This is a genomic window from Streptomyces himalayensis subsp. himalayensis (assembly GCF_013778455.1).
In the GTDB taxonomy this organism is placed as follows: domain Bacteria; phylum Actinomycetota; class Actinomycetes; order Streptomycetales; family Streptomycetaceae; genus Streptomyces; species Streptomyces himalayensis.
The window spans coordinates 410,140-432,913 of record NZ_JACEHE010000001.1 but is presented as its reverse complement, the minus strand read 5'-3'; the positions used below and the strand labels follow the sequence as shown (position 1 = coordinate 432,913).

Here is a 22,774-nt window from a genome sequence, read left to right as displayed (position 1 = left end):
GCCGCGCCGCTCGGCGCTGTCTCAGTTGCCCTTCATCGTCGATCTCAAGAGCCCCGACCAGAACGGTCAAACGGATCGAGAGCCGCCCGAACCCACCTGGGTCGCCCCTTCCGCAGCCCGGAGCGCACACCATTCAAGCGTTCATCGGTGTATTCGGCGGTGAACGACCGTTCCTAGACACTGAGTGGGACTGAGCCCTGTTGCCAGGACTGCTGCTCAGTGGCGCTGCCCCGAACGGTGTTGGGCAGGCTGGTTGCCCGCTTTCGCATCCCGCTCGGCGACGGCACTGTGGGTGCGCGGTCCGTTGCAGGCGGGCGGGGTTCCTCACGCCATCGGATGCCCGGTCGGGCCTGGACGGTCCGATGCCCGCACCCATCGCTCTGGTGGGTACGGGGCGGTGCCGTCCGTCGCCGGATCGGATGCCCTAGGGCGCGTCGCCCGATCGCGATGCTCGCGGCATCGTGCCGGGTCGTTTCACGGTGTGGGGTGGCCAGCGGTTTCTGCCAGTGCTGGGCACCCCACCTGCTGGTGTAGGCCGGGTCGACCGCGACGATGGCCACGTCCTGCTCGGCGGCCATGGACGCCAGCCGGGCCGTGAGCTTCGCGGTCGGGAAGCGGGAGATCAGGCGGCGGAACCGCTTGTTGCGGCCGTGCTTCTCCCTGGTCTTGTCCGCCGTGAAGTCGAGGTCCTCGACGGCGATCGCGGCCACACCGCAGCGACGGGCGTAGTGCAGCAGGCGGGTCAGCGCATGCCGGATCTGCGCGTCCCGGTGCGCGGCACCGCCCGACAGGTCGTAGAAGAAGCGCCGCGGCTCGCCGACCGGGTTGCCGTGGATGTCGAGGTGCCAGGCGGCCAGGTGGTCGTCGTTCATGTCGACCCCGACCGTGCCCCGGGCCAGGGCAGTCTGAAGGGGCAGGACGGGGACGGTGGCGCGCTGCCAGCTCGCGGTCACATACCAGCGTCCCCGTACTGGGTCGTGGTGGATGCGGTAGGCCACGGCGCGGTTGGCCGCGATCCGGTCGAGCCACTCCTCGCCCCGATGCTTGAACTGGACCACCGCGTCCAGCACGTACCGGCCGTGCGCCGCGTTCGCCAAGTTGGCGAGTTCTGCTGGGAGTTTGATGGAGAGCTGTCCGGTGCCGGTGATGCGGATGGTCTCGTTACCGAACCGCTTGCCGGACTCGCCGTCCGCGGCCAGGAATATCCGGGCCGCTTCCCACTGCGCCCGCCACGCCTCCCTGCTCAGCTCGGCGTCGTCCAGGTGGTGGCGGGTGTTGGCGAGTCGGCGGCCGCCGCGCACTACGCGCACCCGGCCCGCGTTCCAATCCGCCTCGACCGCCGCCAGCCGGTCTGTAAGTGCGTGGAGGCGGCGGGACTTGGCGTGCCATTCACCGCGCGACGCATAGCCGCGCAGCAGGCCCTCGCGCTTGCTGGCCTTGGCGCCCAGCGGCCGGGCCAGACGGGCCTCGATCTGCGCGATCTGCCCGCGCAGCCAGGCGATATATGCGGCCTGTCCGCGCCGGGCCAGCGCCCACTGGTCATGGGTTGCCTTGGTTATGCTGCCCGCCCAGCGCGATGACGACCAACTGGTCAGCTCCCGCTTGCGTACCGCCCACGATGCGGCGTCGTACTCCAGGCCCTGCCGACAGCGATCCGCGAGATCTCCTGCGGCCAGCGAGCCGAGGAAAGCGCCGACCTCACGCAGCACGGCCGCGTCCCTGTCCGTCACGCGCAGCCGGTCCCGGATGGCGACTCCCGTGGGCCCCGGCACCACAAACGACGCCGCCAACTCCCGCAAGCCGCCCACCCGTCTCCTCCACCCGCGGCCGAAGATCCCGTCACGGCACTCAACGAGCTGCTTACACAAAGGTCACCCGTTCGGCCCAGGAACGTCCGTTCCCTCACAGAAAAGGCCCCAGGACACGCACTGCGGCCGGAAAGACAGCCCCGATGCGCAGGCGATCGCTCAACCACGGGGCAGGAAGGCCCCCGCCTGGCACGGCCGGGGCTTCCGAGCAGCAGGAGCCGTCAGGCGGAAAGATGCCGCTCCACCGTCGCCACCTTGGAGGTGAGACCGTCCGTCACGCCGGGCCGGATGTCCGCCTTGAGGACGAGCGACACGCGCGGCGCACGCGCCTCGACCGCGGCGACGGCGCGTTTGACGACGTCCATGACCTCGTCCCACTCGCCCTCAATGGAGGTGAACATGGCGTCGGTGCGGTTCGGGAGCCCGGACTCGCGGACGACGCGCACGGCGTCGGCGACGTACTCCCCCACATCCTCGCCGACCCCGAGCGGGGTCACGGAGAAGGCGACGATCATGCGTTGACGATCCCTTCCTTGCGGGCGCGAGAGGCGATCACCGCGCTCTCGGCGGCCCGCTTCAGCTTGCGGTCGGCGAAGAAGCCACCGGTCGGCAGGACCGAGAGGACGAAGTACAGCGCGGCCGTGCCGAGACCCCACTTGGTGCGGTTCCAGGCGTCCAGCCAGAAGATCACGTAGAGGATGAACAGCACGCCGTGGATCATGCCCATCACCGGGACGGCGTTGAAGTCCGTGGTCCGCTTGAGCACCGAGCAGACGAGCAGCAGCAGAAACGAGACGGCCTCCGGTGCGGAGACCAGTCGGAGGCGGCGGAGTGCGGATGCGGTCTTGATGTCCACGGAGGTCACCTTCGGTGGGATGCGACGAGGGGCGTGAGCGCCCGGGCATGATGCCTTGACGTTGATCTTGTGAACGGAAGCACAAGCGGGCCCATTGTGGCATCCGGCAGGTACTAGGGGTCGCATCAGGGTGCGGATCGTCCGGTGGGCCCTGTCCGCGCCGGGCTTTATCCGGATACCGTCCCTCTCGTGGCAACGTTTCGACTCCAGGGCAGCAAGGTGCTCGCCGTCGACATGTCCGGCGACGCCGTCAAGGCGAAGAACGGCTCGATGGTCGCCTACGACGGCCAGATGGCGTTCAAGAAGATGACCGGAGGCGGCGAGGGCATCCGAGGCATGGTGACCCGTCGCCTGACGGGTGAGCAGATGACCGTGATGGAGGTGAAGGGCCACGGCACCTGCTGGTTCGCCGATCGCGCATCCGAGATCAATCTCGTCAGCCTGCAGGGCGACAAGCTCTACGTCGAGTCCAGCAACCTCCTGTGCACCGACGGCGGCCTGCGCACCGGCACCTCGTTCACCGGGCTGCGCGGCGCGTCCCAGGGCAACGGCCTTTTCACGACCACGGTCGAGGGCCACGGCCAGGCGGCGATCATGTCCGACGGCCCGGCGGTGGTGCTGCGTGTGAGCCCGCAGTACCCGCTCTCCGTCGACCCCGGCGCGTACATCGCGCACCAGGGGAACGTACGCCAGAGCTTCCAGTCGGGCGTGACCTTCCGCACCGTCATGGGTGAGGGAGGCGGCGAGGCCTTCCAGATCCGTTTCGAGGGCGACGGGCTCGTCTACGTACAGCCCAGTGAGCGCAACACGATCGCAGGGGACGTCTGACATGCCCTTTCGTGAGATCAACTCGAAGATGGTCGAGGCGACGGTCATGCCCGGCCAGCGGATGTTCAGCCAGCGCGGCGCGATGCTCGCCTACAAGGGCGACGTCTCCTTCACCCCGAACATCCAGGGCGGTCAGGGCGGCCTGATGTCGATGATCGGCCGGCGCGTCGCGAACGAGGCGACTCCGCTGATGACGGTCGAGGGCAGCGGCACCGTGCTGTTCGGTCATGGCGGCCACCACATCCAGGTGATCAATCTGACCGGCGACAGCCTGTACGTGGAGGCGGACCGGCTGCTCGCCTTCGACGGGACGCTCCAGCAGGGCACGATGTTCATGGGCTCCCAGGGCGGGGTCATGGGCATGGTGCGCGGCCAGGTGACGGGCCAGGGGCTCTTCACCACCACCCTCAAGGGCCACGGCGCGGTCGCCGTCATGGCGCACGGCGGCGTCATCGAGGTGCCGATCACACCCCAACGGCCGGTCCACGTGGACCCGCAGGCATACGTGGCCCACCATGGCGACGTGCGCAACAAGCTGTCCACGGCGCTCGGCTGGCGCGACATGGTGGGGCGCGGTTCCGGGGAGGCGTTCCAGCTGGAGCTCTCCGGCAGCGGCGCGGTGTACGTACAGGCCTCGGAGGAGAAGCTGTGAGCGCTTACGGGGCCCCGGGCCCGGTGATCCACGACCCCATGACGCTGCCGTCCGACGACAACGTCAACGCGTACACCTTCTGCGTGGAGCTCAAGGGCAGCCAGTGGTTCCTGCAGAAGGGCAAGATGATCGCCTACTACGGGTCGATCGACTTCAACGGCATCGGGCACGGCCGCCTGGACCGTCTCGTCCGTACGTCCTTCCACTCGCCGCTGCACGCGAGCGACTGGGTCGTCGCCGAGGGCCAGGGCAAGATGCTGCTCGCCGACCGGGCCTTCGACGTCAATTCGTACGACCTGGAAAACGGCAACCTGACCATTCGCTCAGGCAACCTCCTCGCTTTTCAGCCAACTCTCGCACTGAAGCAATCCATCGTGCCCGGCTTTCTGACACTGATCGGAACGGGCAAGTTCGTGGCCGCGTCCAACGGTCCCGTGGTGTTCATGGAGCCGCCCATCCGGGTCGACCCGCAGGCACTCGTCGGCTGGGCCGACTGCCCGTCGCCGTGTCACCACTACGACCACGGGTACATGACAGGCCTGATGGGCGGCCTACGTGCACTGACGGGGGTCGGTGGCGCCTCCGGCGAGGAGCACCAGTTCGAGTTCGTGGGGGCGGGCACGGTCCTGCTGCAGTCGACGGAAACCCTGATGGCGGATCAGGCGACGGGTGCCGTCCCGCACGAGGCAGGTGTGCCCGGCGGCCATGGGGTATCCGGTCACCAGGGACAGCACGGCCAGCAGCCAGGCGTACCGCGCCTTCCCGGACAGCTGGGCGATCTCCAGCGCCGCTTCGGCCTGTGAGCGGTACTCTGCGGAGTGTGACCTCGAACGCTTGCGCGCTGTCACACCCTCATAGTTCGTTCACTCTTCAACTTCCTTAGGTAGAATCGACTCATGGAGACCGAGACGGCCACGCGCTGGCTGACAGATGCCGAGCAGTGCACCTGGCGAACTCACCTGGAGGTCAACAGGCTGTTGACCTACCAGCTGGAGCGGGACCTGCAGCCGTTCGGCCTGACGATGAACGACTACGAGATCCTCGTCAATCTGTCGGAGTCCGAGGACCACCGCATGCGGATGAGCGACCTCGCCGCCGCGACCCTCCAGTCCAAGAGCCGCCTGTCGCACCAGATCACACGCATGGAGAACGCGCAGCTCGTGCGCCGCGAGAACTGCGAGTCCGACCGTCGCGGGCTGTACGCGGTGCTGACCGACCAGGGCATGGAGACCATGCGACGGGTGGCACCGCACCATGTCGCGTCGGTGCGCCGGCACTTCATCGATCTGCTGTCACCTGAGGCGCTCGAGGAGCTGCACAAGTCGCTGAGGCCGATTGCGGAACATTTGCGGGTGCAGCGGGGGAAGCCGTAGGCCCACGGCGTCGCCCTGGCCTGGGCAGCACGCGCGGATCCGTGCGTCGTGGGGTTGTGCCCGCCCTCCCCACTGCCTGAAGAGCGCGTGGGAGGTGCCCACGGTAGGGCGCGCTGCACTACTCGGCGGGTAGCCGGAGTTCGAAGAGTGCGCCTCCGCCAGGGGCGGCCCGAACCGTCAGCGCGCCGCCATGGCGTACCGCCACATCCCGGGCGATGGCCAGTCCCAGGCCCGCCCCGCCGTCGTCCCGGGACCGCGCGTCGTCAAGGCGTACGAATCGCTCGAAGATCCGCTCCCGCTCCGGCTCCGGCACCCCGTCCCCGTCGTCGGCGACCTCGACCACGGCCCAGCGGCCCCGCGCCCGCACGGTGACGCTGACCCCCGAGCGCGCGTGCCGCTGGGCGTTGTCGAGCAGATTTCCCAGCACGCGGGTCAGCTGGCCGCGCGACCCGGCCACCTCCACTGGCTCCAGGTCCGCCTCCGCACGAACACGGTCGGCCGTCCGCTGCGAGAGCTCCTCGCGTACCAGCGCAGCCAGGTCCAGCCGGGTCCCGCCGGGCCGCTCCCCGGCGTCCAGTCGGGCGAGCAGCAGCAGGTCGGCGGCGAGCTGCTGCAGGCGTACGGTGTCCGCGACCGCGCCGTCGACGTCCAGCAGCTCGGGGTGGGCGGCGCCGACTTCGAGCTGGGTCCGGAGTGAGGCGATGGGGCTGCGCAGTTCGTGCGAGGCGTCCGCGACGAACCGGCGCTGACGCTCCACTGAGGCCTCCAGCGCGGTGAGCGTCTCGTTGGTGGTCCGCGCCAGCCGTGCGATCTCGTCGTGCGTGTCCGGCTGCGGCACCCGCCGCGCAAGGTCCTCCGAGGCCGTGATGGCGGCCATCTCCCGGCGTATGTCCTCCACGGGCCGCAGGGCGCGCCGGGTCACCAGCCATGTCACGGCGGCCACGACGGCGAGCAGCAGCGGGAAGCCGATGAGCATGGCGGTCAACGCGGTGCGGACGGCGCTCTGCTCGGCGGAGAGGGGCGCGCCGGCGTACACGGTGAGGGTGCCCAGCCCGTCGACGTCCACCTGGACCGCGGCGAACCTGTAGTCCTCGGTCTCGCCGTCGACCGTCGCGGAGCCGTCGGTGAAGGTGGCCTCCTCGGAGATCTCACCGGCTTCGAGGGAGTCCTCGTCACCCTCTTCCTCGTCATCGTCCGAGGCCGCCACCGACTCCGGCCGCACGGCGCCGTGGCCCGTACCGCTGATGCGCTCCAGGTCCTCGCTGACGGCGCGCAGCCGCCCGTCCCGGTCGAAGACCTGCACGGGGTTGTCCCCCTCCAGGTCCAGCCGGTCGAACGGGGTGCGCCCGGCCAGATCGGCGGCGACCCTGCGCGCCGCCGACTCGGCCTCGCCGCCCGCCTGACCGGTCAGATTCGCGCGCAGCGAGAGCACGACGGCGGCCCCCGCGGCGACGAGGGCGGCGGCGACGACCAGCGTCGCACCGAGCGTGGCCCGCGCCCGTACGGACCCCAGGAGCCGCCTCACTGTGCGGCCTCCAGCCGGTATCCGGCGCCGCGCACGGTCCGGATGAGCCCGGCCCCCAGCTTGCGCCGCAGCGCGCTCACATACACCTCGACGATGTTCGGGTCGCCTTCGTACGCGAAGTCCCAGACGTGCTCGAGAATCTCGGCCTTGGACACGACCTCGCCCGCGCGCACCACCAGATGCTCCAGTACGGCGAACTCCTTTGCGGTGAGCGGAACTTCGTCGTCGCCGCGGAGCACGCGGCGGGCCGCCGTGTCGACCCGCAGCTCACCCAGCCGATGCACGGGCGAGCCGCCCGCCCGGCCGCGCCTGCGCAGCAGCGCCTTGATCCGGGCGACCAGCACGACGTACGAGAACGGCTTGGCGAGGTAGTCGTCGGCGCCGGTGTCGAGCCCCTCCGCTTCGTCGTACTCGCCGTCCTTCGCGGTCAGCATCAGGATCGGCACGTCGTGCCCGGCGGCGCGCAGGGCCGCGCACACGCGGTAGCCGTTCATGCCGGGCAGCATGATGTCGAGGACGACGAGGTCGTACGCGCCCTCGCCGGCCCTGTGCAGTCCCTCGAGCCCGTCGTGGACGACGTCCACGGCGTATCCCTCGGCGGTCAGGCCCTTGGCGAGCGACAGGGCCAGCCGCCGCTCGTCCTCAACGATCAGCAGCCTCATGGACACAGCCTCGCAAAGTGAACCTGAAGGCTCCTTCAGGTTCCTTCAGCGGGGCTTCAGCATCGCTCCGCCAGATTGGTCCTCGTCGCAACGAACGGCACGAAGCCGTACGACATCGGGAGGAACCATTATGAAGCGCACCATCGTCATCGCCGGCGCCGCCGCGGCCCTCATCGCGGGCGGCACGGTGACGGCCTTCGCCATCACGGGCGACGACGAGGCGCCGGCAGCTCGGTCGAGCGTGCAGATCAACGACGACGAGCGGGACGACGCCTCGGAGGATGCCGCGGACGACGGCACCGAGGCGAAGGCCGCGCGGGTGAGCGCCGTCGAGGCCATCGCCGCGGCGCTCGCGCACACGCCGGGTACAGCGGTCTCCGCCGACCTCGAGGACGAGGACAGGGCCCTGGTCTGGGACGTGGACGTGCTCACCAAGGGGAACGAGTGGCGCAGCGTCCAGGTCGACCCGGGTACCGCCAAGGTTCTCGGCTCGCATGTCGAGCACGAGGACGACGATGACGCTGCGCGGGTGCGGGCGGCGTTGAACGGGGCCTCGGTTTCTGCGGCGGAGGCCGCGGAGGCCCTTGCCGGGCGGGGGGTCGTCACATCCGTCGATGTGGACGACGACGGTACGGCGCGGGGGTGGGAGGTGGAGACGGTCGCCTCCGGCGGCGAGCGGGACTGGAATGTGGACCTGCGGTCCGGCGCGGTCACCGCGGACCGTCCGCAGGCGGACGACGACAGCGACGACGACTGACCGTCGCCGCCGAAGCTGCGCTGAGGCCGTACTCGACGCACCGTACGTCGTGGGTTGTGCCACGCGTGCCCACAACGGTCTACCCTGCGGCCGCCATCCGGCCGAAGGGGACGATGGGGTGCCCCCATGCCGCGAGAGGCCACCTTGTGGGGCACCCCCACAAAGAAGGGCGCCCAATAACCGCGAAGGGCGCCGTCAGGCCTTACGCCTCCGTAAGCCCCGCCACCAGCTCATCCGCAGCCGCGTACGGATCCAGCTCCCCCGCCACGATCCGCTCCGCCAGCGCGCTCAGGCGGCGGTCGCCGTGCAGGTCGCCGATGCGCTCCCGGAGTGCCGTGACCGCGATCGTCTCGACCTCCCCGGCGGCCCGGGCCAGCCGCCGCTCGGCCAGGACCCCCCGCTCCTCCATCCACGCCCGGTGCTTCTCGAGTGCCTCGACGACCTCTTCGATGCCCTCCCCGCGCGCCGCCACCGTCTTCACGATGGGCGGGCGCCAGTCACCGGGCGCTCGGGACTCCCCGAGCCCCAGCATGTGGTTCAGCTCGCGGGCGGTCGCGTCGGCCCCGTCCCGGTCGGCCTTGTTGACCACGTACACATCGCCGATCTCGAGGATGCCGGCCTTGGCGGCCTGGATCCCGTCGCCCATCCCGGGCGCGAGCAGCACCACCGACGTGTCCGCCTGCGAGGCGATCTCCACCTCCGACTGGCCGACCCCCACCGTCTCCACGAGGATCACGTCGCACCCGGCGGCGTCGAGCACCCGGATCGCCTGCGGTGCGGCCCACGCGAGCCCGCCCAGATGGCCGCGCGTGGCCATGGACCTGATGTAGACGCCGGGATCCGAGGCGTGCTCGGACATCCGCACCCGGTCGCCGAGCAGCGCGCCGCCGGAGAACGGGGACGACGGGTCGACGGCCAGCACGCCGACCCGCTTCCCGGCCTTGCGGTACGCGGTCACGAGCGCGGACGTGGAGGTGGACTTGCCGACGCCCGGCGACCCGGTGAGCCCCACGACGTATGCATGTCCCGTCAGCGGCGCCAGCGTCTCCATGACCTCCCTCAGCTGCGGGGACGCCCCCTCCACCAGGGAGATCAGCCGGGCCACGGCCCGCGGCCGCCCTTCCCTGGCCTGGGCCACCAGCGAGGCGACGTCCTGCATCACAGCTCCGTTCCGGGTCGTACCGACGAGACGAGACGTGTTCGAAGAGGGATCAGCTCTTGGGCACGCGCACGATCAGCGCGTCTCCCTGCCCGCCGCCACCGCACAGTGCGGCCGCACCCATGCCGCCGCCGCGCCGCTTCAGTTCGAGCGCGAGGTGGAGGACGAGACGGGCGCCGGACATCCCGATCGGGTGACCCAGGGCAATCGCGCCGCCGTTGACATTCACCTTTTCGGTAGACACCCCGAGGTCCTTCATTGACTGCACGGCGACGGCGGCGAAGGCCTCGTTGATCTCGATCAGGTCGAGGTCCTCGACCTCGAGGCCCTCCTTCTTCAGCGCGTGCTGAATGGCGTTCGAGGGCTGCGACTGCAGCGAGTTGTCAGGACCGGCCACGTTCCCGTGGGCGCCGATCTCGGCGATCCACTCCAGGCCCAGCTCCTCGGCCCTGGCCTTGCTCATCACCACGACCGCGGCCGCGCCGTCCGAGATCTGCGAGGCCGAGCCGGCCGTGATGGTGCCGTCCTTGGCGAACGCCGGGCGCAGCTTGGCCAGCGACTCGGCGGTCGTCTCGCCGCGGATCCCCTCGTCCTTGCTGAAGACGACGGGCTCGCCCTTGCGCTGCGGGATCTCCACGGGCGTGATCTCCGCCTCGAAGATGCCGTTCTTCTGGGCGGCGGCCGCACGCTGGTGCGACAGGGCGGAGAACTCGTCCTGCTCCGGGCGGGCGATACCCAGCCGGGTGTTGTGCTTCTCCGTGGACGCGCCCATGGCGATGCCCTCGAAGGAGTCGGTCAGACCGTCGTACGCCATCGCGTCGATCATCTCGACCGCGCCGTACTTGAAGCCCTCCCGGGACTTCGGCAGCAGATGCGGCGCGTTGGTCATGGACTCCTGGCCGCCCGCGACGATCACGTCGAACTCACCCGCACGAATGAGCTGGTCGGCGAGGGCGATGGCGTCGAGCCCGGAGAGACAGACCTTGTTGATCGTGAGCGCCGGGACGTTCATGGGGATGCCGGCCTTGACCGCGGCCTGGCGTGCCGGGATCTGCCCTGCCCCGGCCTGGAGCACCTGGCCCATGATCACGTACTGCACCTGGTCACCGCCGATGCCGGCCCGGTCCAGCGCGGCCTTGATGGCGAAGCCGCCCAGCTCCGCACCCGAGAAGGACTTCAGCGAGCCAAGGAGCCGCCCCATGGGCGTGCGCGCGCCCGCGACGATCACTGAGGTGGTGCCGTTCGTTCCAGACATGAGACAGATCCCCTTCCGGCAGCAGTGCCGAGGAGTGAACGAGGGTTTACTTGAATGTACTGACCAGTACCCACCCCGTCATCCGGCAGACGGTGTGATCGCGCGCACGTTGCGTAACCAACGCCTTAGCGCTGCACTGAATCCATGCTGACGCGAATCGACCACATCGGGATCGCCTGTTTCGACCTCGACAAGACTGTTGAGTTCTACCGTGCCACGTACGGCTTCGAGGTGTTCCACTCGGAGATCAACGAGGAGCAGGGCGTACGGGAGGCCATGCTCAAGATCAACGAGACCTCCGACGGCGGCGCCTCGTACCTCCAGCTCCTCGAGCCCACCCGCGAGGACTCCACGGTCGCCAAGTGGCTGGCCAAGAACGGCGAGGGCGTGCACCACATCGCCTTCGGCACCGCGGATGTCGACGCGGACGCCGCCGACATCAAGGACAAGGGCGTACGGGTCCTCTACGACGAGCCCCGCCGCGGCTCGATGGGCTCCCGCATCACGTTCCTGCACCCCAAGGACTGCCATGGAGTGCTCACCGAGCTGGTCACGTCCGCGGCCGCTGAGTCATCCGGGCACTGATCTCCGTACTGCATGTTCCGGGGGCGGCCCCCGGCCCCCCAACCAGAAAAAAGCAGCTCGGCCCGGCCAAGCGGATGAGCTGGGCCGGTAGGGTTGGAGCGGCTCCCCGCTCGCCGGGGGGTCGCGGGCCGGGGTCCAGGTTTCGGGGGGCGAGCGTCGGGGCAGCAGCCCATGCTCCGCCGTTGATCTGACACCATTCCCCGGGGGCCCCGTTCGGCGGGATGGACGGTGCTCGTTGGAGAGACTTGCGACCAGGGGACGGATGGGACCGCGCAGTGCGGGGCTACGAAAGCCAGGAGAGCGGGCGACGGCCTGAGGCCGATCATCTCTCTCGGTTCGAGGCCGAGATGGAGCGGCTGAAGACCGAGCGTGAGAAGGCCGTCCAGCACGCCGAGGATCTCGGCTACCAGGTGGAGGTGTTGCGCGCCAAGCTCCACGAGGCGCGCCGGAACCTGGCATCCCGTCCTGCCTACGACGCCGCCGACATCGGCTACCAGGCCGAGCAGCTCCTGCGTAACGCCCAGGTCCAGGCCGACCAGCTGCGTGCGGAGGCCGAGACCGCGCTGCGCGAGGCCCGCGCCCAGAACCAGCGCATCCTCCAGGAGCACGCCGAGCAGGCGGCCCGCCTCCAGGCGGAGCTGCACGCCGAGGCCGTGTCCCGCCGCCAGCAGCTCGACCAGGAGCTCGCCGAGCGCCGCGCGACCGTCGAGTCGCACGTCAACGAGAACGTGGCCTGGGCCGAGCAGCTGCGGGCCCGCACCGAGCAGCAGGCCCGCCGGCTGCTCGAGGAGTCGCGCGCCGAGGCCGAGCAGGCGCTCGCCGCCGCCCGCGCCGAGGCCCAGCGCCTCACCGAAGAGGCACGTCAGCGGCTGGGTAACGAGGCGGAATCCGCCCGTGCCGAAGCCGAAGCGATCCTGCGCCGCGCGCGTACCGACGCCGAGCGGCTGCTGAACGCGGCGTCGACGCAGGCCCAGGAGGCCACCGACCACGCGGAGCAGCTGCGCAGCTCCTCCGCGACCGAGTCCGAGGCGGCACGCCGCCAGGCGACGGAGCTGAGCCGCACCGCCGAGCAGCGCATGGCCGAGGCCGAGACCGCGCTGCGCGAGGCCCGCGGCGAGGCCGAGAAGGTCCTCGCGGAGGCGAAGGACGCCGCGGCCAAGGCCCTGACGAACGCCGAGTCGACGAACGAGCAGCGCACCCGCACCGCCAAGGAGCAGGTCGCCCGTCTGGTGAGCGAGGCCACGAAGGAGGCCGAGAGCACCAAGGCCGAGGCCGAGCAGGTCGTGGCGGACGCCAAGGCCGAGGCCGAGAAGCTGCTCGCCGAGGCCGCCGAGAAGGCCCGTTCGATCACGGCGGAGGAGACCGCGTCGCAGCTGTCCAAGGCCGCGCGTACGGCCGAGGACGTACTGAACAAGGCGTCCGAGGACGCCAAGGCGACCACGAAGGCCGCGACCGAGGAGGCCGAGCGGATCCGCCGCGAGGCGGAGGCCGAGTCGGACCGGCTGCGCGCCGAGGCGCACGACATCGCCGAGGAGCTCAAGGGCGCGGCGAAGGACGACACCAAGGAGTACCGCGCCAAGACGGTCGAGCTGCAGGAGGAGGCGCGCCGGCTGCGCGGCGAGGCCGAGCAGCTGCGCGCCGAGGCGGTCGCGGAGGGCGAGCGGATCCGCAGTGAGGCGCGGCGCGAGGCCATCCAGCAGATCGAGGAGGCCGCGAAGAGCGCCGAGGAGCTGCTGGCGAAGGCGAAGGCCGACGCCGACGAGCTGCGCAGCGCGGCGACGACCGACAGCGAGCGGGTGCGCACCGAGGCCATCGAGCGCGCCACCAGCTTGCGCCGGCAGGCCGAGGAGACCCTGGAGCGCACCCGTGCCGAGGCCGATCGGCACCGCGCGGAGGCCGCCGAGCAGGCCGAGGCCACCGCGGCCGAGGCGGAGCGGGCCGCGGGGGTTCTGCGCGAGGAGGCCGAGCGGGCCGTCGAGGCCCGGCGGGCCGAGGCGGCCGAGGAGCTGACCCGGCTGCACACGGAGGCCGAGGAGCGGCTCGCCGCAGCCGAACAGGCGCTCAGCGACGCGCGCGCGGATGCGGAGCGCATCCGCCGCGAGGCTGCCGAGGAGACGGACCGGCTGCGCACCGAGTCCGCCGAGCGCATCCGGACGCTCCAGGCGCAGGCCGAGACGGAGGCCGAGCGGCTCCGTAACGAGGCCGCCGCGGACGCCTCGCAATCCCGTGCCGAGGGCGAGGCCGTGGCGGTACGGCTGCGCAGCGAGGCCGCCGCCGAGGCGGAGCGGCTGAAGACGGAGGCCCAGGAGACGGCCGACCGCGTACGGGCGGAGGCCGCTGCCGCCGCAGAGCGCGTCGGCGCGGAGGCCGCCGAGGCGCTGGCCGCCGCTCAGGAGGAGGCCGCCCGGCGCCGCCGCGAGGCCGACGAGACCCTCGGCTCGGCCCGTCAGGAGGCCGACCAGGAGCGCGAGCGGGCCCGCGAGCAGAGCGAGGAGCTGCTGGCCTCCGCGCGCGCCCGTATCGAGGAGGCGCAGGCCGAGGCGGTCCGCCTCGTCGAAGAGGCCGACCGGCGGGCGACCGAGATGGTCGCGAACGCCGAGCAGACCGCCCAGCAGGTACGCGACTCCGTGGCCGGGCTGCACGAGCAGGCCCAGGAGGAGATCTCGGGCCTGCGCAGCGCCGCCGAGCACGCGGCGGAGCGCACACGTACGGAGGCGCAGGAGGAGGCGGACCGCGTCCGCGCCGACGCCTACGCCGAGCGGGAGCGCGCCGCCGAGGACGCCGCCCGGCTGCGGCGCGAGGCCGCGGACGAGACCGAGGCCGCCAAGTCCCTGGCCGAGCGCACCGTTTCGGAGGCGATCGCCGAGTCGGAGCGGCTGCGGTCCGAGGCCTCCGAGCACGCCCAGCGTCTTCGTACGGAGGCCTCCGAGACCATCGCGTCCGCCGAGCAGGACGCGGCGCGCGCCCGGGGCGAGGCCCGCGAGGACGCCAACCGCATCCGGTCCGACGCGGCGACGCAGGCGGACACGCTGATCGGCGAGGCCGTCAGCGAGGCGGAACGGCTGGCAACCGAGACGGCCGCGGAGGCCGAGCGGGTCCGCTCCGAGTCCGTCGCCAAGGCCGAGAAGCTCATGTCCGACGCGACCGGCGACGCCGAGCGGCTGCGTGCCGAAGCCGCCGAGACCGTGGCGTCCGCGCAGCAGCACGCCGAGCGGATGCGCAGCGAGGCGGCGCGCGTCAAGGCCGAGGCCGAGGCGGAGGCCGAGCGGGTCACGTCCGCCGCCCGGGACGAGGCCGAGCGGACCCTCGACGAGGCCCGCGGGGAAGCCAACAAGCGGCGCTCCGAGGCGGCCGAACAGGTCGACAAGCTCATCACGGAGGCCTCGGCGGAGGCCGAGAAGCTGACCGCGGAGGCGCAGCAGAACGCGCACAAGGCCACCGCGGACGCCGAGGCGCAGGCCGACACCATGGTCGGTGCCGCCCGCAACGAGGCCGAGCGGCTGGTCGCCGAGGCCACCATCGAGGGCAACACGCTGGTGGAGCAGGCCCGTACGGACGCGGACGAACTGCTCGTCGGGGCGCGCCGGGACGCGACCGCGATCCGGGAGCGCGCCGAGGAGCTGCGCGACCGCATCACCACGGAGATCGAGGAGCTGCACGAGCGCGCACGGCGTGAGTCCGCCGAGGCGATGAAGTCCGCCGGCGAGCGGTGCGACGCCCTGGTGAAGGCCGCCGAGGACCAGCTGGCCGAGGCCGAGGCCAAGGCCAAGGACCTGATGTCGGAGGCCAGTTCCGAGGCGAGCAAGGTACGGATCGCCGCGGTCAAGAAGGCCGAGGCGCTGCTCAAGGAGGCCGAGCAGAAGAAGGCCGAGCTGACGCGGGAGGCCGAGCGCATCAAGAGCGAGGCCGAGGCCGAGGCCGAGCGGATGGTCGAGGAGGGCAAGCGAGAGCTGGAGGTGCTGGTCCGCCGCCGCGAGGACATCAACGCCGAGATCTCCCGTGTCCAGGACGTCCTAGAGGCGTTGGAGTCCTTCGAGACCCCGTCGGCCGGCAGGGCCGGGGCGAACGGCGGCCCGGGCGCGGGTGGTGTCAAAGCGGGCGCTACGGTTGGGGCGCCACGATCGGGTGGTAAGCCGTCCGAGGGCTAGCCAGAACGGCACGTTCCATGCTTTGTAGGGAGCTTCGGTGCTCTTGCTGTGCAAGTGCTCCGGCCGTTAGCCACTCAAAAGGGGTGTCATTCTCCAGATCAAACGGGCATCTGCTCGATGACACGCCGTTTGGGCCCCTAGGATTCTCCCTATCACCTCACCGGTCTCATTCGACAGGAACCCCATGAGCGACACTTCCCCCTACGGCTTCGAGCTTGTGCGGCGTGGATACGACCGCGCTCAGGTGGACGAACGCATTTCCAAGCTCGTCTCCGACCGTGACAGTGCTCTGGCACGTATCACCGCCCTGGAGAAGCGCATCGAGGAACTCCACCTCGAGACGCAGAACGCCCAGGCGCAGGTGAACGACGCCGAGCCGTCGTACGCGGGTCTCGGCGCGCGCGTCGAGAAGATCCTGCGCCTCGCCGAGGAAGAGGCCAAGGATCTGCGCGAGGAGGCCAGGCGAGCGGCCGAGCAGCACCGCGAGCTCGCCGAGTCGGCGGCCCAGCAGGTGCGCAACGACGCAGAATCGTTCGCCGCGGACCGCAAGGCCAAGGCCGAGGACGAGGGCGTTCGGATCGTCGAGAAGGCCAAGGGCGAGGCGGCCACGCTGCGCGCCGAGGCGCAGAAGGACGCGCAGTCCAAGCGCGAGGAGGCGGACGCTCTCTTCGAGGAGACCCGTGCCAAGGCCGCGCAGGCGGCTGCCGACTTCGAGACGAACCTGGCGAAGCGTCGCGAGCAGTCCGAGCGCGACCTCGCGTCGCGTCAGGCGAAGGCGGAGAAGCGGCTCGCGGAGATCGAGCACCGTGCGGAGCAGCTGCGGCTCGAGGCCGAGAAGCTGCGGACGGACGCGGAGCGCCGTGCGCGGCAGACCGTGGAGACGGCGCAGCGCCAGGCCGAGGACATCGTCGCGGACGCGAACGCCAAGGCGGACCGGATCCGCTCGGAATCCGAGCGCGAGCTGGCGGCGCTCACGAACCGCCGCGACTCCATCAACGCGCAGCTGACGAACGTCCGCGAGATGCTCGCGACGCTGACGGGCGCGGCGGTGGCCGCGGCGGGCACGCCGACGGAGGACGAGCCGATCTCGCGGGGCGTCCCGGCCCAGCAGACCCGCTAGTTCCGCCGGCGCGGCTTCCGCTGACGCGGAGGTCCCGGATTTGGTACGTGCCCCGCACCGCAGTCAGCGGTGCGGGGCACGGTTGCGTTCGGTACGGTTTCGACGCGCCGTACGTCGTGGGTTGTGCCCACCCTCCCCCGAGCTCTCGGCTAAGACCGACCGGCAAATGGGGGGTGGGAGAAGGAGCGGGGCTGGGTGCGTGCAGCTGCAAGGCGGAGGAGGGAGGCAACGCGGAGCGTTGTTGACTGACGAGACCGCCGCAGATGTGCGTGCCCAGCCCCGCGACGCCGCCCCCCATTTGCCGGTCGGTCTAAAACAGGCGCCGCAAAGGCCAGCGCCATAGCGTTGTCGACATGATTGAGCTCGCCGGACTCACCAAGCGCTACGGCGAAAAGCTGGCCGTCAACAACCTCACCTTCACCGTGCGCCCAGGCATGGTCACCGGCTTTCTCGGACCGAACGGCGCCGGCAAGTCCACCACCATGCGCATGGTGCTCGGGCTCGACCGCCCCACCGCGGGCGACGTCCGCATCGACGGCATCCACTACGACCAGCTGAAGGACCCGCTGAAGTACATCGGCGCGCTGCTCGACGCGAATGCCGTGCACGGCGGCCGCAGCGCCTACAACCATCTGCTCTGTCTCGCGCAGAGCAACGGCATTCCCCGCAGCCGGGTGCGCGAGGTCCTCGACACCGTGGGCCTCACCGCCGTCGCGAGGAAGAAGGCCAAGGGGTTCTCGATGGGCATGGGCCAGCGCCTCGGCATCGCCGGCGCGCTGCTCGGCGACCCGCGGATCCTGATGTTCGACGAGCCGGTCAACGGCCTCGATCCCGAGGGCATCCACTGGATCCGCAACCTCATGAAGTCCCTGGCGGCCCAGGGCCGTACGGTCTTCGTCTCCTCGCACCTGATGAGCGAGATGGCGCTGACCGCGGACCACCTGGTCGTCATCGGTCAGGGCCGGCTCCTCGCGGACACCTCTATGGCCGACTTCATCCAACGGAATTCCCGCTCGTACGTACGACTCCGCTCGCCCCAGCGCGAGAGGCTGCTCGACGTGCTGAGCGGAGCCGGTATCAGCGCCATCGAGGTCGGCAACGGCGCGCTCGAGGTGGACGGCGGCAAACCCGAGCTGCTGGGTGAACTGGCCGCCCGGCACGGAATCGTCCTCCATGAGCTCAGCCCCCAGCAGGCCTCGCTCGAGGCGGCGTTCATGCGGCTCACCGCCGAGGCAGTGGAGTACCACGCGCATCCCGGGACGGGCGGTACGACGCCGTCACCACCGGAGCAGCAGCCCGGGCAGCCCGGATGGGGTGCCGGATGGCAGTCGCGGAAGGGGGGTTGACCATGGCCGGGATCCAGGTCCTGAGGTCGGAGTGGACCAAGATCCGGTCCGTGTCGTCCACGGTGTGGACACTCGGTCTCGCCGCCGTCGTCACGATCGCTCTGGGCGTGCTGATCAGCGCGCTGTCCAGGCGTGAGTTCGAGGGGCTGGGCGCCCGGGACCAGATCGCCTTCGATCCGACGTTCGTCAGCTTCGCCGGGATGAGCCTCGGTCAGCTGGCGATGATCGTCTTCGGCGTCCTCGTCGTCTCCAGCGAGTACAGCACCGGCATGATCCGTACGTCGCTCGCCGCCGTCCCCCAGCGCGGCACCTTCCTCTTCGGCAAGGTCGCCGTCGCCACGCTCCTGGCCTTCGTCGTCGGACTGGCCACCAGCTTCGTCGCCTTCTCCCTCGGGCAGGCGATGCTGGGCGAGCACGCGGCGTCGATCGGTGACCCGGGCGTCCTGCGGGCGGTCATCGGCGGCGGCCTCTACATGACGCTGATCGCGATGTTCTCGATGGGCGTCGCGGCGATGCTGCGGGGCCCGCTGCTGTCACTCGGCATTCTGATGCCGTTCTTCTTTCTGATCTCCAACATCCTGGGCAATGTCTCGGCGACGGAGAAAATCGGCCGGTATCTGCCGGACCAGGCGGGCAGCAAGATCATGCAGGTGGTCACGCCGTTCGGCGACGACACCCCCTACGGACCCTGGGGCGGGCTCGGGATCATGGTGCTGTGGGTGGGGGCGGCGCTGGCCGGCGGCTATGCGGTGATCAAGAAGAGGGACGCCTGACCGACTCCCCGTCCCCACCCGCCCTTTGCCGGTCACGTGGGTGGAACCGTCAGCGTCCCGTTATCCTCCTAACCCTTACGGGGGCGCGCGCCCCGATGTCGTGAACCTCTCGATGGGTGCGGAGAATGATCGAGGCAGTCGGCCTGACGAAGCGCTACGGCGACAAGACGGCCGTGCACAACCTTTCCTTCCAGGTGCGGCCAGGTGCCGTCACCGGCTTTCTCGGCCCCAACGGCTCGGGCAAGTCGACGACGATGCGGATGATCCTCGGTCTGGACGAGCCCACGTCGGGCCAGGTCACGATCGGCGGCTATCCGTACCGCAAACTCCCGAACGCCCCGCGTCAGGTCGGCGCGCTGCTCGACGCCAAGGCCGTGCACGGCGGCCGGAGCGCCCGCAACCATCTGCTGTGCCTGGCCCAGCTGTCGGGCATCCCGGACCGGCGGGTCGACGAGGTGCTGGGCGTCGTCGGTCTGCAGGACGTGGCGAAGAAGCGGTCGAAGGGCTTCTCGCTCGGTATGGGCCAGCGCCTCGGCATCGCGGCCGCACTGCTCGGCGACCCCCAGGTGCTGCTCTTCGACGAGCCCGTCAATGGTCTGGACCCCGAGGGCATCCTCTGGGTGCGCAATCTGATGAAGTCCCTGGCCGGCGAAGGCCGTACGGTGTTCGTCTCCTCGCATCTGATGAGCGAAATGGCGCTGACCGCCGACCACTTGATCGTGATCGGCCGTGGACAGCTGCTCGCCGACATGAGCGTCAAGGACTTCATCTCGCACAACTCCGCCGACTTCGCACGGGTGCGGACGCCCGACACCGAGCCGCAGCAGCGCGAGAAGCTGACGGCCGCGCTGACCGAGGCGGGCGGCCAGGTGCTGCCCGAGCAGGACGGCGCGCTGCGCGTGACCGGTCTGCCGCTGCCGCGCATCAGTGACCTGGCGCACGACGCGGACGTACGCCTGTGGGAACTCTCACCGCACCAGGCCTCGCTGGAGGAGGCGTACATGCGGATGACGCAGGGCGCCGTCGACTACCGCTCGACGATCGACCAGCGGGCCGGGCTGCAGCAGCAGCTGCCGCCGGGCGCGATGCCGCCGCCGCAGGCGATGCCCGTGCCGGGCCAGGGGCAGCCAGGCTGGTACGCACCGCCGCCGCCCCAGCAGGGCGGTCATCCCTTCGCCATGCCGCAGACACCGGCCGGTGCGCCGTACGCGTCCGGGCAGCCCGGTGGGCCGTACGCCGCCGGGCCGGCAGCCGGAACGAACCCGTACGCACAGCCGCCGGCACCCGCGGCCCCCGCCCCCGCCACCCCCGACACGACCCAGCGCGACAGCGAGGACCTCCGATGACGACGCCGCACCCGCAGCAGGCGAACCAGCAGGCGTACGCCCCCGCCCCGCCGGCACCGGGCGCCGCCCCGGCCGCCGACTGGCAGGGGGCACCGGGCGGTTCGTACACCTCGCCGATCCCCATCAAGGGCACGCATCTCGGCCATGCGATCAGCTCCGAGTGGACGAAGATCAAGTCTGTGCGCTCCACGATGTGGACGCTGGGTGTCTTCCTCTGCCTGGTCATCGGCATCGGACTGCTCGTCGCCTGGCAGACGAACGACATCGACTTCGTGGACGTGCCGTACACCCTCCCCGCCTTCTTCGGCCTGGTCCTCGGCCAGATCTGCCTGATCACGCTGGGTGTGCTGGCGATCTCCTCCGAGTACGGCACCGGCATGATCCGCACCACCTTCACGGCGTCGCCGCAGCGCCACCGGGTGCTGGCCGCGAAGATCCTGATCTACTTCGCGGTCGCCTTCGTCGTCTCCGCGGCGGCGATCGGGCTGGTGGGTCTGGTGACGGCGGCCATGCACGGCGGGCCTGAGGCGTCGCCCACGGATTCGGGCGGCACCGTCCTCAAGGGCGCCCTGTACGTGTCGCTGCTGGGCGTTCTGGCGCTCGCTGTCGGCTCGATGCTGCGCCACTCGGCGGGTGCGATCACCGCGATGCTGGGCCTCGTCCTGGTGCCCGCGATCCTGCCGGCGTTCCTCATGATCTCCCAGAGCACCCGCAAGATCGGCGAGAAGATGATGGACTACAACGCCCCCAACTCGCTGGCCAAGATCTTCCACCTCGACAGCGAGAGCGGTCACGGCAACGCGCAGCTGTGGCTGCTCGTCGGTGTCACGGCGGCCGCGCTCGTGGGCGCCTTCGCGCTGCTGGAGAAGCGCGACGTGTGACCGTGTGACCTGGGGCACCACACCTCCCAGGCCCTTAGACCGACCGGCACTGGGGGAGCCTCACGCCGGCCCTCAGCCCCTCAGAACCGGGGCGCGTTCCGGGACCGCTGCACCCGCGTGGTGCGGCGGTCCTTCGCGTTCCAGCAGGCCTTGTGCCAGTGGCGCCGGTCGTCCACGCCCGCGTAACCGGGCCAGGCCACGACATGCGGCATCCCCGAGGCGATCTCCTGGTCGCAGCCGGGGCAGCGGTACGTCTTCCCGGCCGCGCTCGCGCCGGCGACATGGCGCACGCACCACTCCTCGCCCTGCCAGCTCTCCGTGCTCTGGAAGCCGCCGTAGCGGCCGCTGCGGTCCTCGTCCACACCACCGCCGCCGGAGCCTCCACCCCTGCGGGACGACGCACGGTTTCGACGCGGGGACACGGGCACACCTCACGGGCTATACAGGGAACACGGGCCGTGTCCAGCCTACGCGTCACGCCCATGGGTAGGCGCATGCCACCAACTACCCCAAAGCCCCTCACATTCCACCGACAATCGGCCAATCTCCCTACGTGCCCGTGCCTTTGGCACGTGTCATACGTTGTTGCCGGTAAGGGGGATCGCCGCGTCGGCGCCAAGGAGGCATGAGTGCGATGCGCGTAGGAAGCTTTGTCCTGGCCGCCCAGTTCCCCGGCCAGGGCCAGGGAGAGGCGCTCCACCGAGCGGTGCGGACGGCAGAGGTGGCCGACGAGGCCGGCCTGGACTCGGTGTGGATCGCCGAGCACCACTTCGTGCCGTACGGGACGTGCCCCTCGGCGGTGACGCTCGCCGCCCTGCTGCTCGGCCGCACCCGCCGCATCCGCGTCGGCACGGCCGTGAGCGTGCTGCCCACGGCACATCCGGTGGCGCTCGGCGAACAGGCCGCGCTCCTGCATGTGACGTCGGGCGGCCGGTTCTCGCTGGGCGTGGGCCGCGGCGGACCCTGGGTCGACCTGGAGGTCTTCGGCGCGGGCCTGGAGGCGTACGAGAAGGGGTTCCCGGAGTCCCTCGATCTGCTGCTGCGCTGGCTGAGCGAGCCGCGCGTCGCAGGCACGGGCGAGCGGTTCTCCTTCCGTGAAGTCCCCGTCGTACCGCGGCCGGACGAGGCGATGACAGGATCTGCGCGGCCCGAGGTGCTCGTCGCCTGTACCTCCCCGGCGAGCGTGCGGCTCGCCGCCGAGCGCGGTCTGCCGATGCTCCTCGGCATGCACTGCGGCGACGAGGAAAAGGCCGAGATGGTCACCCTGTGGCGCTCGGCGGCACGCGACGCGGGCCGCACCCCGGAGGAGATCTCCGAAGCGGGCCATGTCTCGGCCGGGGTCGTCCAGATCGCGGACGGCCGGGCGGAGGCGGAGGAGGCGCTCCTGAAAGCGATGCCCGGATGGCTGCGGCAGGGCCTCGCCGCCCATGTCACGGTGGACGACCGCGTACGCAGCATGAGGGACCCCTTCGCGTACACGGAGCTGCTCTGCGGGCTGCACCCCGTGGGCACGCCACGGCAGTGCGCCGACGCCCTCGCGGCGAGCTCGGAGCGCACCGGCATCACGCGCTTCGCTCTGCTCGTGGAGGGCACGGGCGATCTGGCGGCGACAGAGGAGAACGTACGGAGGCTGGGGGCGGAGGTACTGCCCCAGGTGGCGTGACGCCGGAAGCCGGGGCGGGCACCCGGCCCGATGTGCG

At 70.7% G+C, this 22,774-nt stretch carries 21 protein-coding genes; 13 read left to right on the top strand and 8 right to left on the bottom strand.

The genetic code is table 11. The features are described from left to right. Positions 1-173: 173 nt before the first annotated feature. The 3 genes from H1D24_RS01965 to H1D24_RS01955 all read right to left on the bottom strand — a co-directional run bounded on the left by H1D24_RS01965 (position 174) and on the right by H1D24_RS01955 (position 2,664). Positions 174-1,808 (bottom strand): transposase, encoded by a 1,635-nt coding sequence (locus H1D24_RS01965; RefSeq protein WP_181655557.1) that lies wholly within the window; start codon positions 1,806-1,808, stop codon positions 174-176. Positions 1,809-2,029: 221 nt separating this feature from the next. Further along, positions 2,030-2,323 (bottom strand): MTH1187 family thiamine-binding protein, encoded by a 294-nt coding sequence (locus tag H1D24_RS01960; RefSeq protein ID WP_181655556.1) that lies wholly within the window; start codon positions 2,321-2,323, stop codon positions 2,030-2,032. Next, the gene (locus tag H1D24_RS01955; protein ID WP_181655555.1) at positions 2,320-2,664 is read right to left on the bottom strand and encodes a DUF3817 domain-containing protein; all 345 of its coding nucleotides are present in this window, start codon (positions 2,662-2,664) and stop codon (positions 2,320-2,322) included. The genes H1D24_RS01960 and H1D24_RS01955 overlap by 4 nt, the downstream gene beginning before the upstream one ends. Before the next feature lie 189 nt (positions 2,665-2,853). Between H1D24_RS01955 and H1D24_RS01950 the strand changes: the two genes are divergently transcribed. From H1D24_RS01950 to H1D24_RS01935, 4 genes are all read left to right on the top strand, one after another. After that, positions 2,854-3,492, top strand: coding sequence for an AIM24 family protein (locus H1D24_RS01950; protein WP_181655554.1), 639 nt, complete (start codon positions 2,854-2,856; stop codon positions 3,490-3,492). Between the two features lies 1 nt (position 3,493). Further along, a complete protein-coding gene (locus H1D24_RS01945) occupies positions 3,494-4,144 on the top strand; it encodes an AIM24 family protein (protein WP_181655553.1) in 651 nt (216 codons plus the stop codon). Further along, a complete protein-coding gene (locus tag H1D24_RS01940) occupies positions 4,141-4,947 on the top strand; it encodes an AIM24 family protein (protein WP_181655552.1) in 807 nt (268 codons plus the stop codon). Before H1D24_RS01945 ends, H1D24_RS01940 begins: the two co-directional genes overlap by 4 nt. 93 nt (positions 4,948-5,040) lie before the next feature. Next, the gene (locus tag H1D24_RS01935; protein ID WP_181655551.1) at positions 5,041-5,517 is read left to right on the top strand and encodes a MarR family winged helix-turn-helix transcriptional regulator; all 477 of its coding nucleotides are present in this window, start codon (positions 5,041-5,043) and stop codon (positions 5,515-5,517) included. A gap of 118 nt (positions 5,518-5,635) precedes the next feature. Here H1D24_RS01935 and H1D24_RS01930 read toward each other — a convergent pair whose 3' ends face one another. Both H1D24_RS01930 and H1D24_RS01925 read right to left on the bottom strand, forming a co-directional pair. Continuing rightward, a complete protein-coding gene (locus tag H1D24_RS01930; RefSeq protein WP_181655550.1) occupies positions 5,636-7,042 on the bottom strand; it encodes a sensor histidine kinase in 1,407 nt (468 codons plus the stop codon). Beyond that, positions 7,039-7,704: a response regulator transcription factor gene (locus tag H1D24_RS01925; protein ID WP_181655549.1), complete on the bottom strand. Its 666-nt coding sequence runs from the start codon at positions 7,702-7,704 to the stop codon at positions 7,039-7,041. The genes H1D24_RS01930 and H1D24_RS01925 overlap by 4 nt, the downstream gene beginning before the upstream one ends. 130 nt (positions 7,705-7,834) lie before the next feature. Here H1D24_RS01925 and H1D24_RS01920 point away from each other — a divergent pair, with 130 nt between their 5' ends. Next, a complete protein-coding gene (locus H1D24_RS01920; protein WP_181655548.1) occupies positions 7,835-8,461 on the top strand; it encodes a PepSY domain-containing protein in 627 nt (208 codons plus the stop codon). Between the two features lie 202 nt (positions 8,462-8,663). Here the strand turns inward: H1D24_RS01920 and meaB are convergent, their stop codons facing one another. Together meaB and H1D24_RS01910 are read right to left on the bottom strand one after the other, a co-directional pair. After that, positions 8,664-9,620 (bottom strand): methylmalonyl Co-A mutase-associated GTPase MeaB, encoded by a 957-nt coding sequence (meaB, locus tag H1D24_RS01915; RefSeq protein WP_181655547.1) that lies wholly within the window; start codon positions 9,618-9,620, stop codon positions 8,664-8,666. Between the two features lie 52 nt (positions 9,621-9,672). After that, positions 9,673-10,875: an acetyl-CoA C-acetyltransferase gene (locus H1D24_RS01910; protein ID WP_181655546.1), complete on the bottom strand. Its 1,203-nt coding sequence runs from the start codon at positions 10,873-10,875 to the stop codon at positions 9,673-9,675. A 144-nt stretch (positions 10,876-11,019) separates the two neighbouring features. Here H1D24_RS01910 and mce point away from each other — a divergent pair, with 144 nt between their 5' ends. The 7 genes from mce (at position 11,020) to H1D24_RS01875 (ending at position 21,074) form a co-directional block, all read left to right on the top strand. Further along, positions 11,020-11,460, top strand: a complete 441-nt coding sequence (gene mce / locus H1D24_RS01905) for a methylmalonyl-CoA epimerase (protein ID WP_181655545.1) — start codon at positions 11,020-11,022, stop codon at positions 11,458-11,460. A 275-nt stretch (positions 11,461-11,735) separates the two neighbouring features. Further along, complete coding sequence (gene scy / locus H1D24_RS01900; protein WP_181655544.1) at positions 11,736-15,608, top strand: polarized growth protein Scy; 3,873 nt, start codon at positions 11,736-11,738, stop codon at positions 15,606-15,608. Between the two features lie 184 nt (positions 15,609-15,792). Further along, complete coding sequence (locus H1D24_RS01895) at positions 15,793-16,728, top strand: coiled-coil domain-containing protein (protein WP_181655543.1); 936 nt, start codon at positions 15,793-15,795, stop codon at positions 16,726-16,728. A 353-nt stretch (positions 16,729-17,081) separates the two neighbouring features. After that, positions 17,082-18,074, top strand: a complete 993-nt coding sequence (locus H1D24_RS01890; protein WP_181655542.1) for an ABC transporter ATP-binding protein — start codon at positions 17,082-17,084, stop codon at positions 18,072-18,074. A 2-nt stretch (positions 18,075-18,076) separates the two neighbouring features. Beyond that, positions 18,077-18,847: an ABC transporter permease gene (locus tag H1D24_RS01885; protein ID WP_181655541.1), complete on the top strand. Its 771-nt coding sequence runs from the start codon at positions 18,077-18,079 to the stop codon at positions 18,845-18,847. Positions 18,848-18,972: 125 nt separating this feature from the next. After that, positions 18,973-20,193 (top strand): ABC transporter ATP-binding protein, encoded by a 1,221-nt coding sequence (locus H1D24_RS01880; protein ID WP_181655540.1) that lies wholly within the window; start codon positions 18,973-18,975, stop codon positions 20,191-20,193. Further along, a complete protein-coding gene (locus H1D24_RS01875; RefSeq protein ID WP_181655539.1) occupies positions 20,190-21,074 on the top strand; it encodes an ABC transporter permease in 885 nt (294 codons plus the stop codon). The genes H1D24_RS01880 and H1D24_RS01875 overlap by 4 nt, the downstream gene beginning before the upstream one ends. 80 nt (positions 21,075-21,154) lie before the next feature. On the opposite strand, the gene H1D24_RS01870 is transcribed toward H1D24_RS01875, so the two are convergent. Beyond that, positions 21,155-21,496 carry an Rv1322 family protein gene (locus H1D24_RS01870; RefSeq protein WP_181655538.1) on the bottom strand — a complete coding sequence of 114 codons (342 nt, stop codon included), beginning with the start codon at positions 21,494-21,496 and terminating at the stop codon, positions 21,155-21,157. A 212-nt stretch (positions 21,497-21,708) separates the two neighbouring features. Between H1D24_RS01870 and H1D24_RS01865 the strand changes: the two genes are divergently transcribed. Beyond that, a complete protein-coding gene (locus H1D24_RS01865) occupies positions 21,709-22,737 on the top strand; it encodes an LLM class flavin-dependent oxidoreductase (RefSeq protein ID WP_181655537.1) in 1,029 nt (342 codons plus the stop codon). The last annotated feature ends 37 nt before the right edge of the window (positions 22,738-22,774 follow it).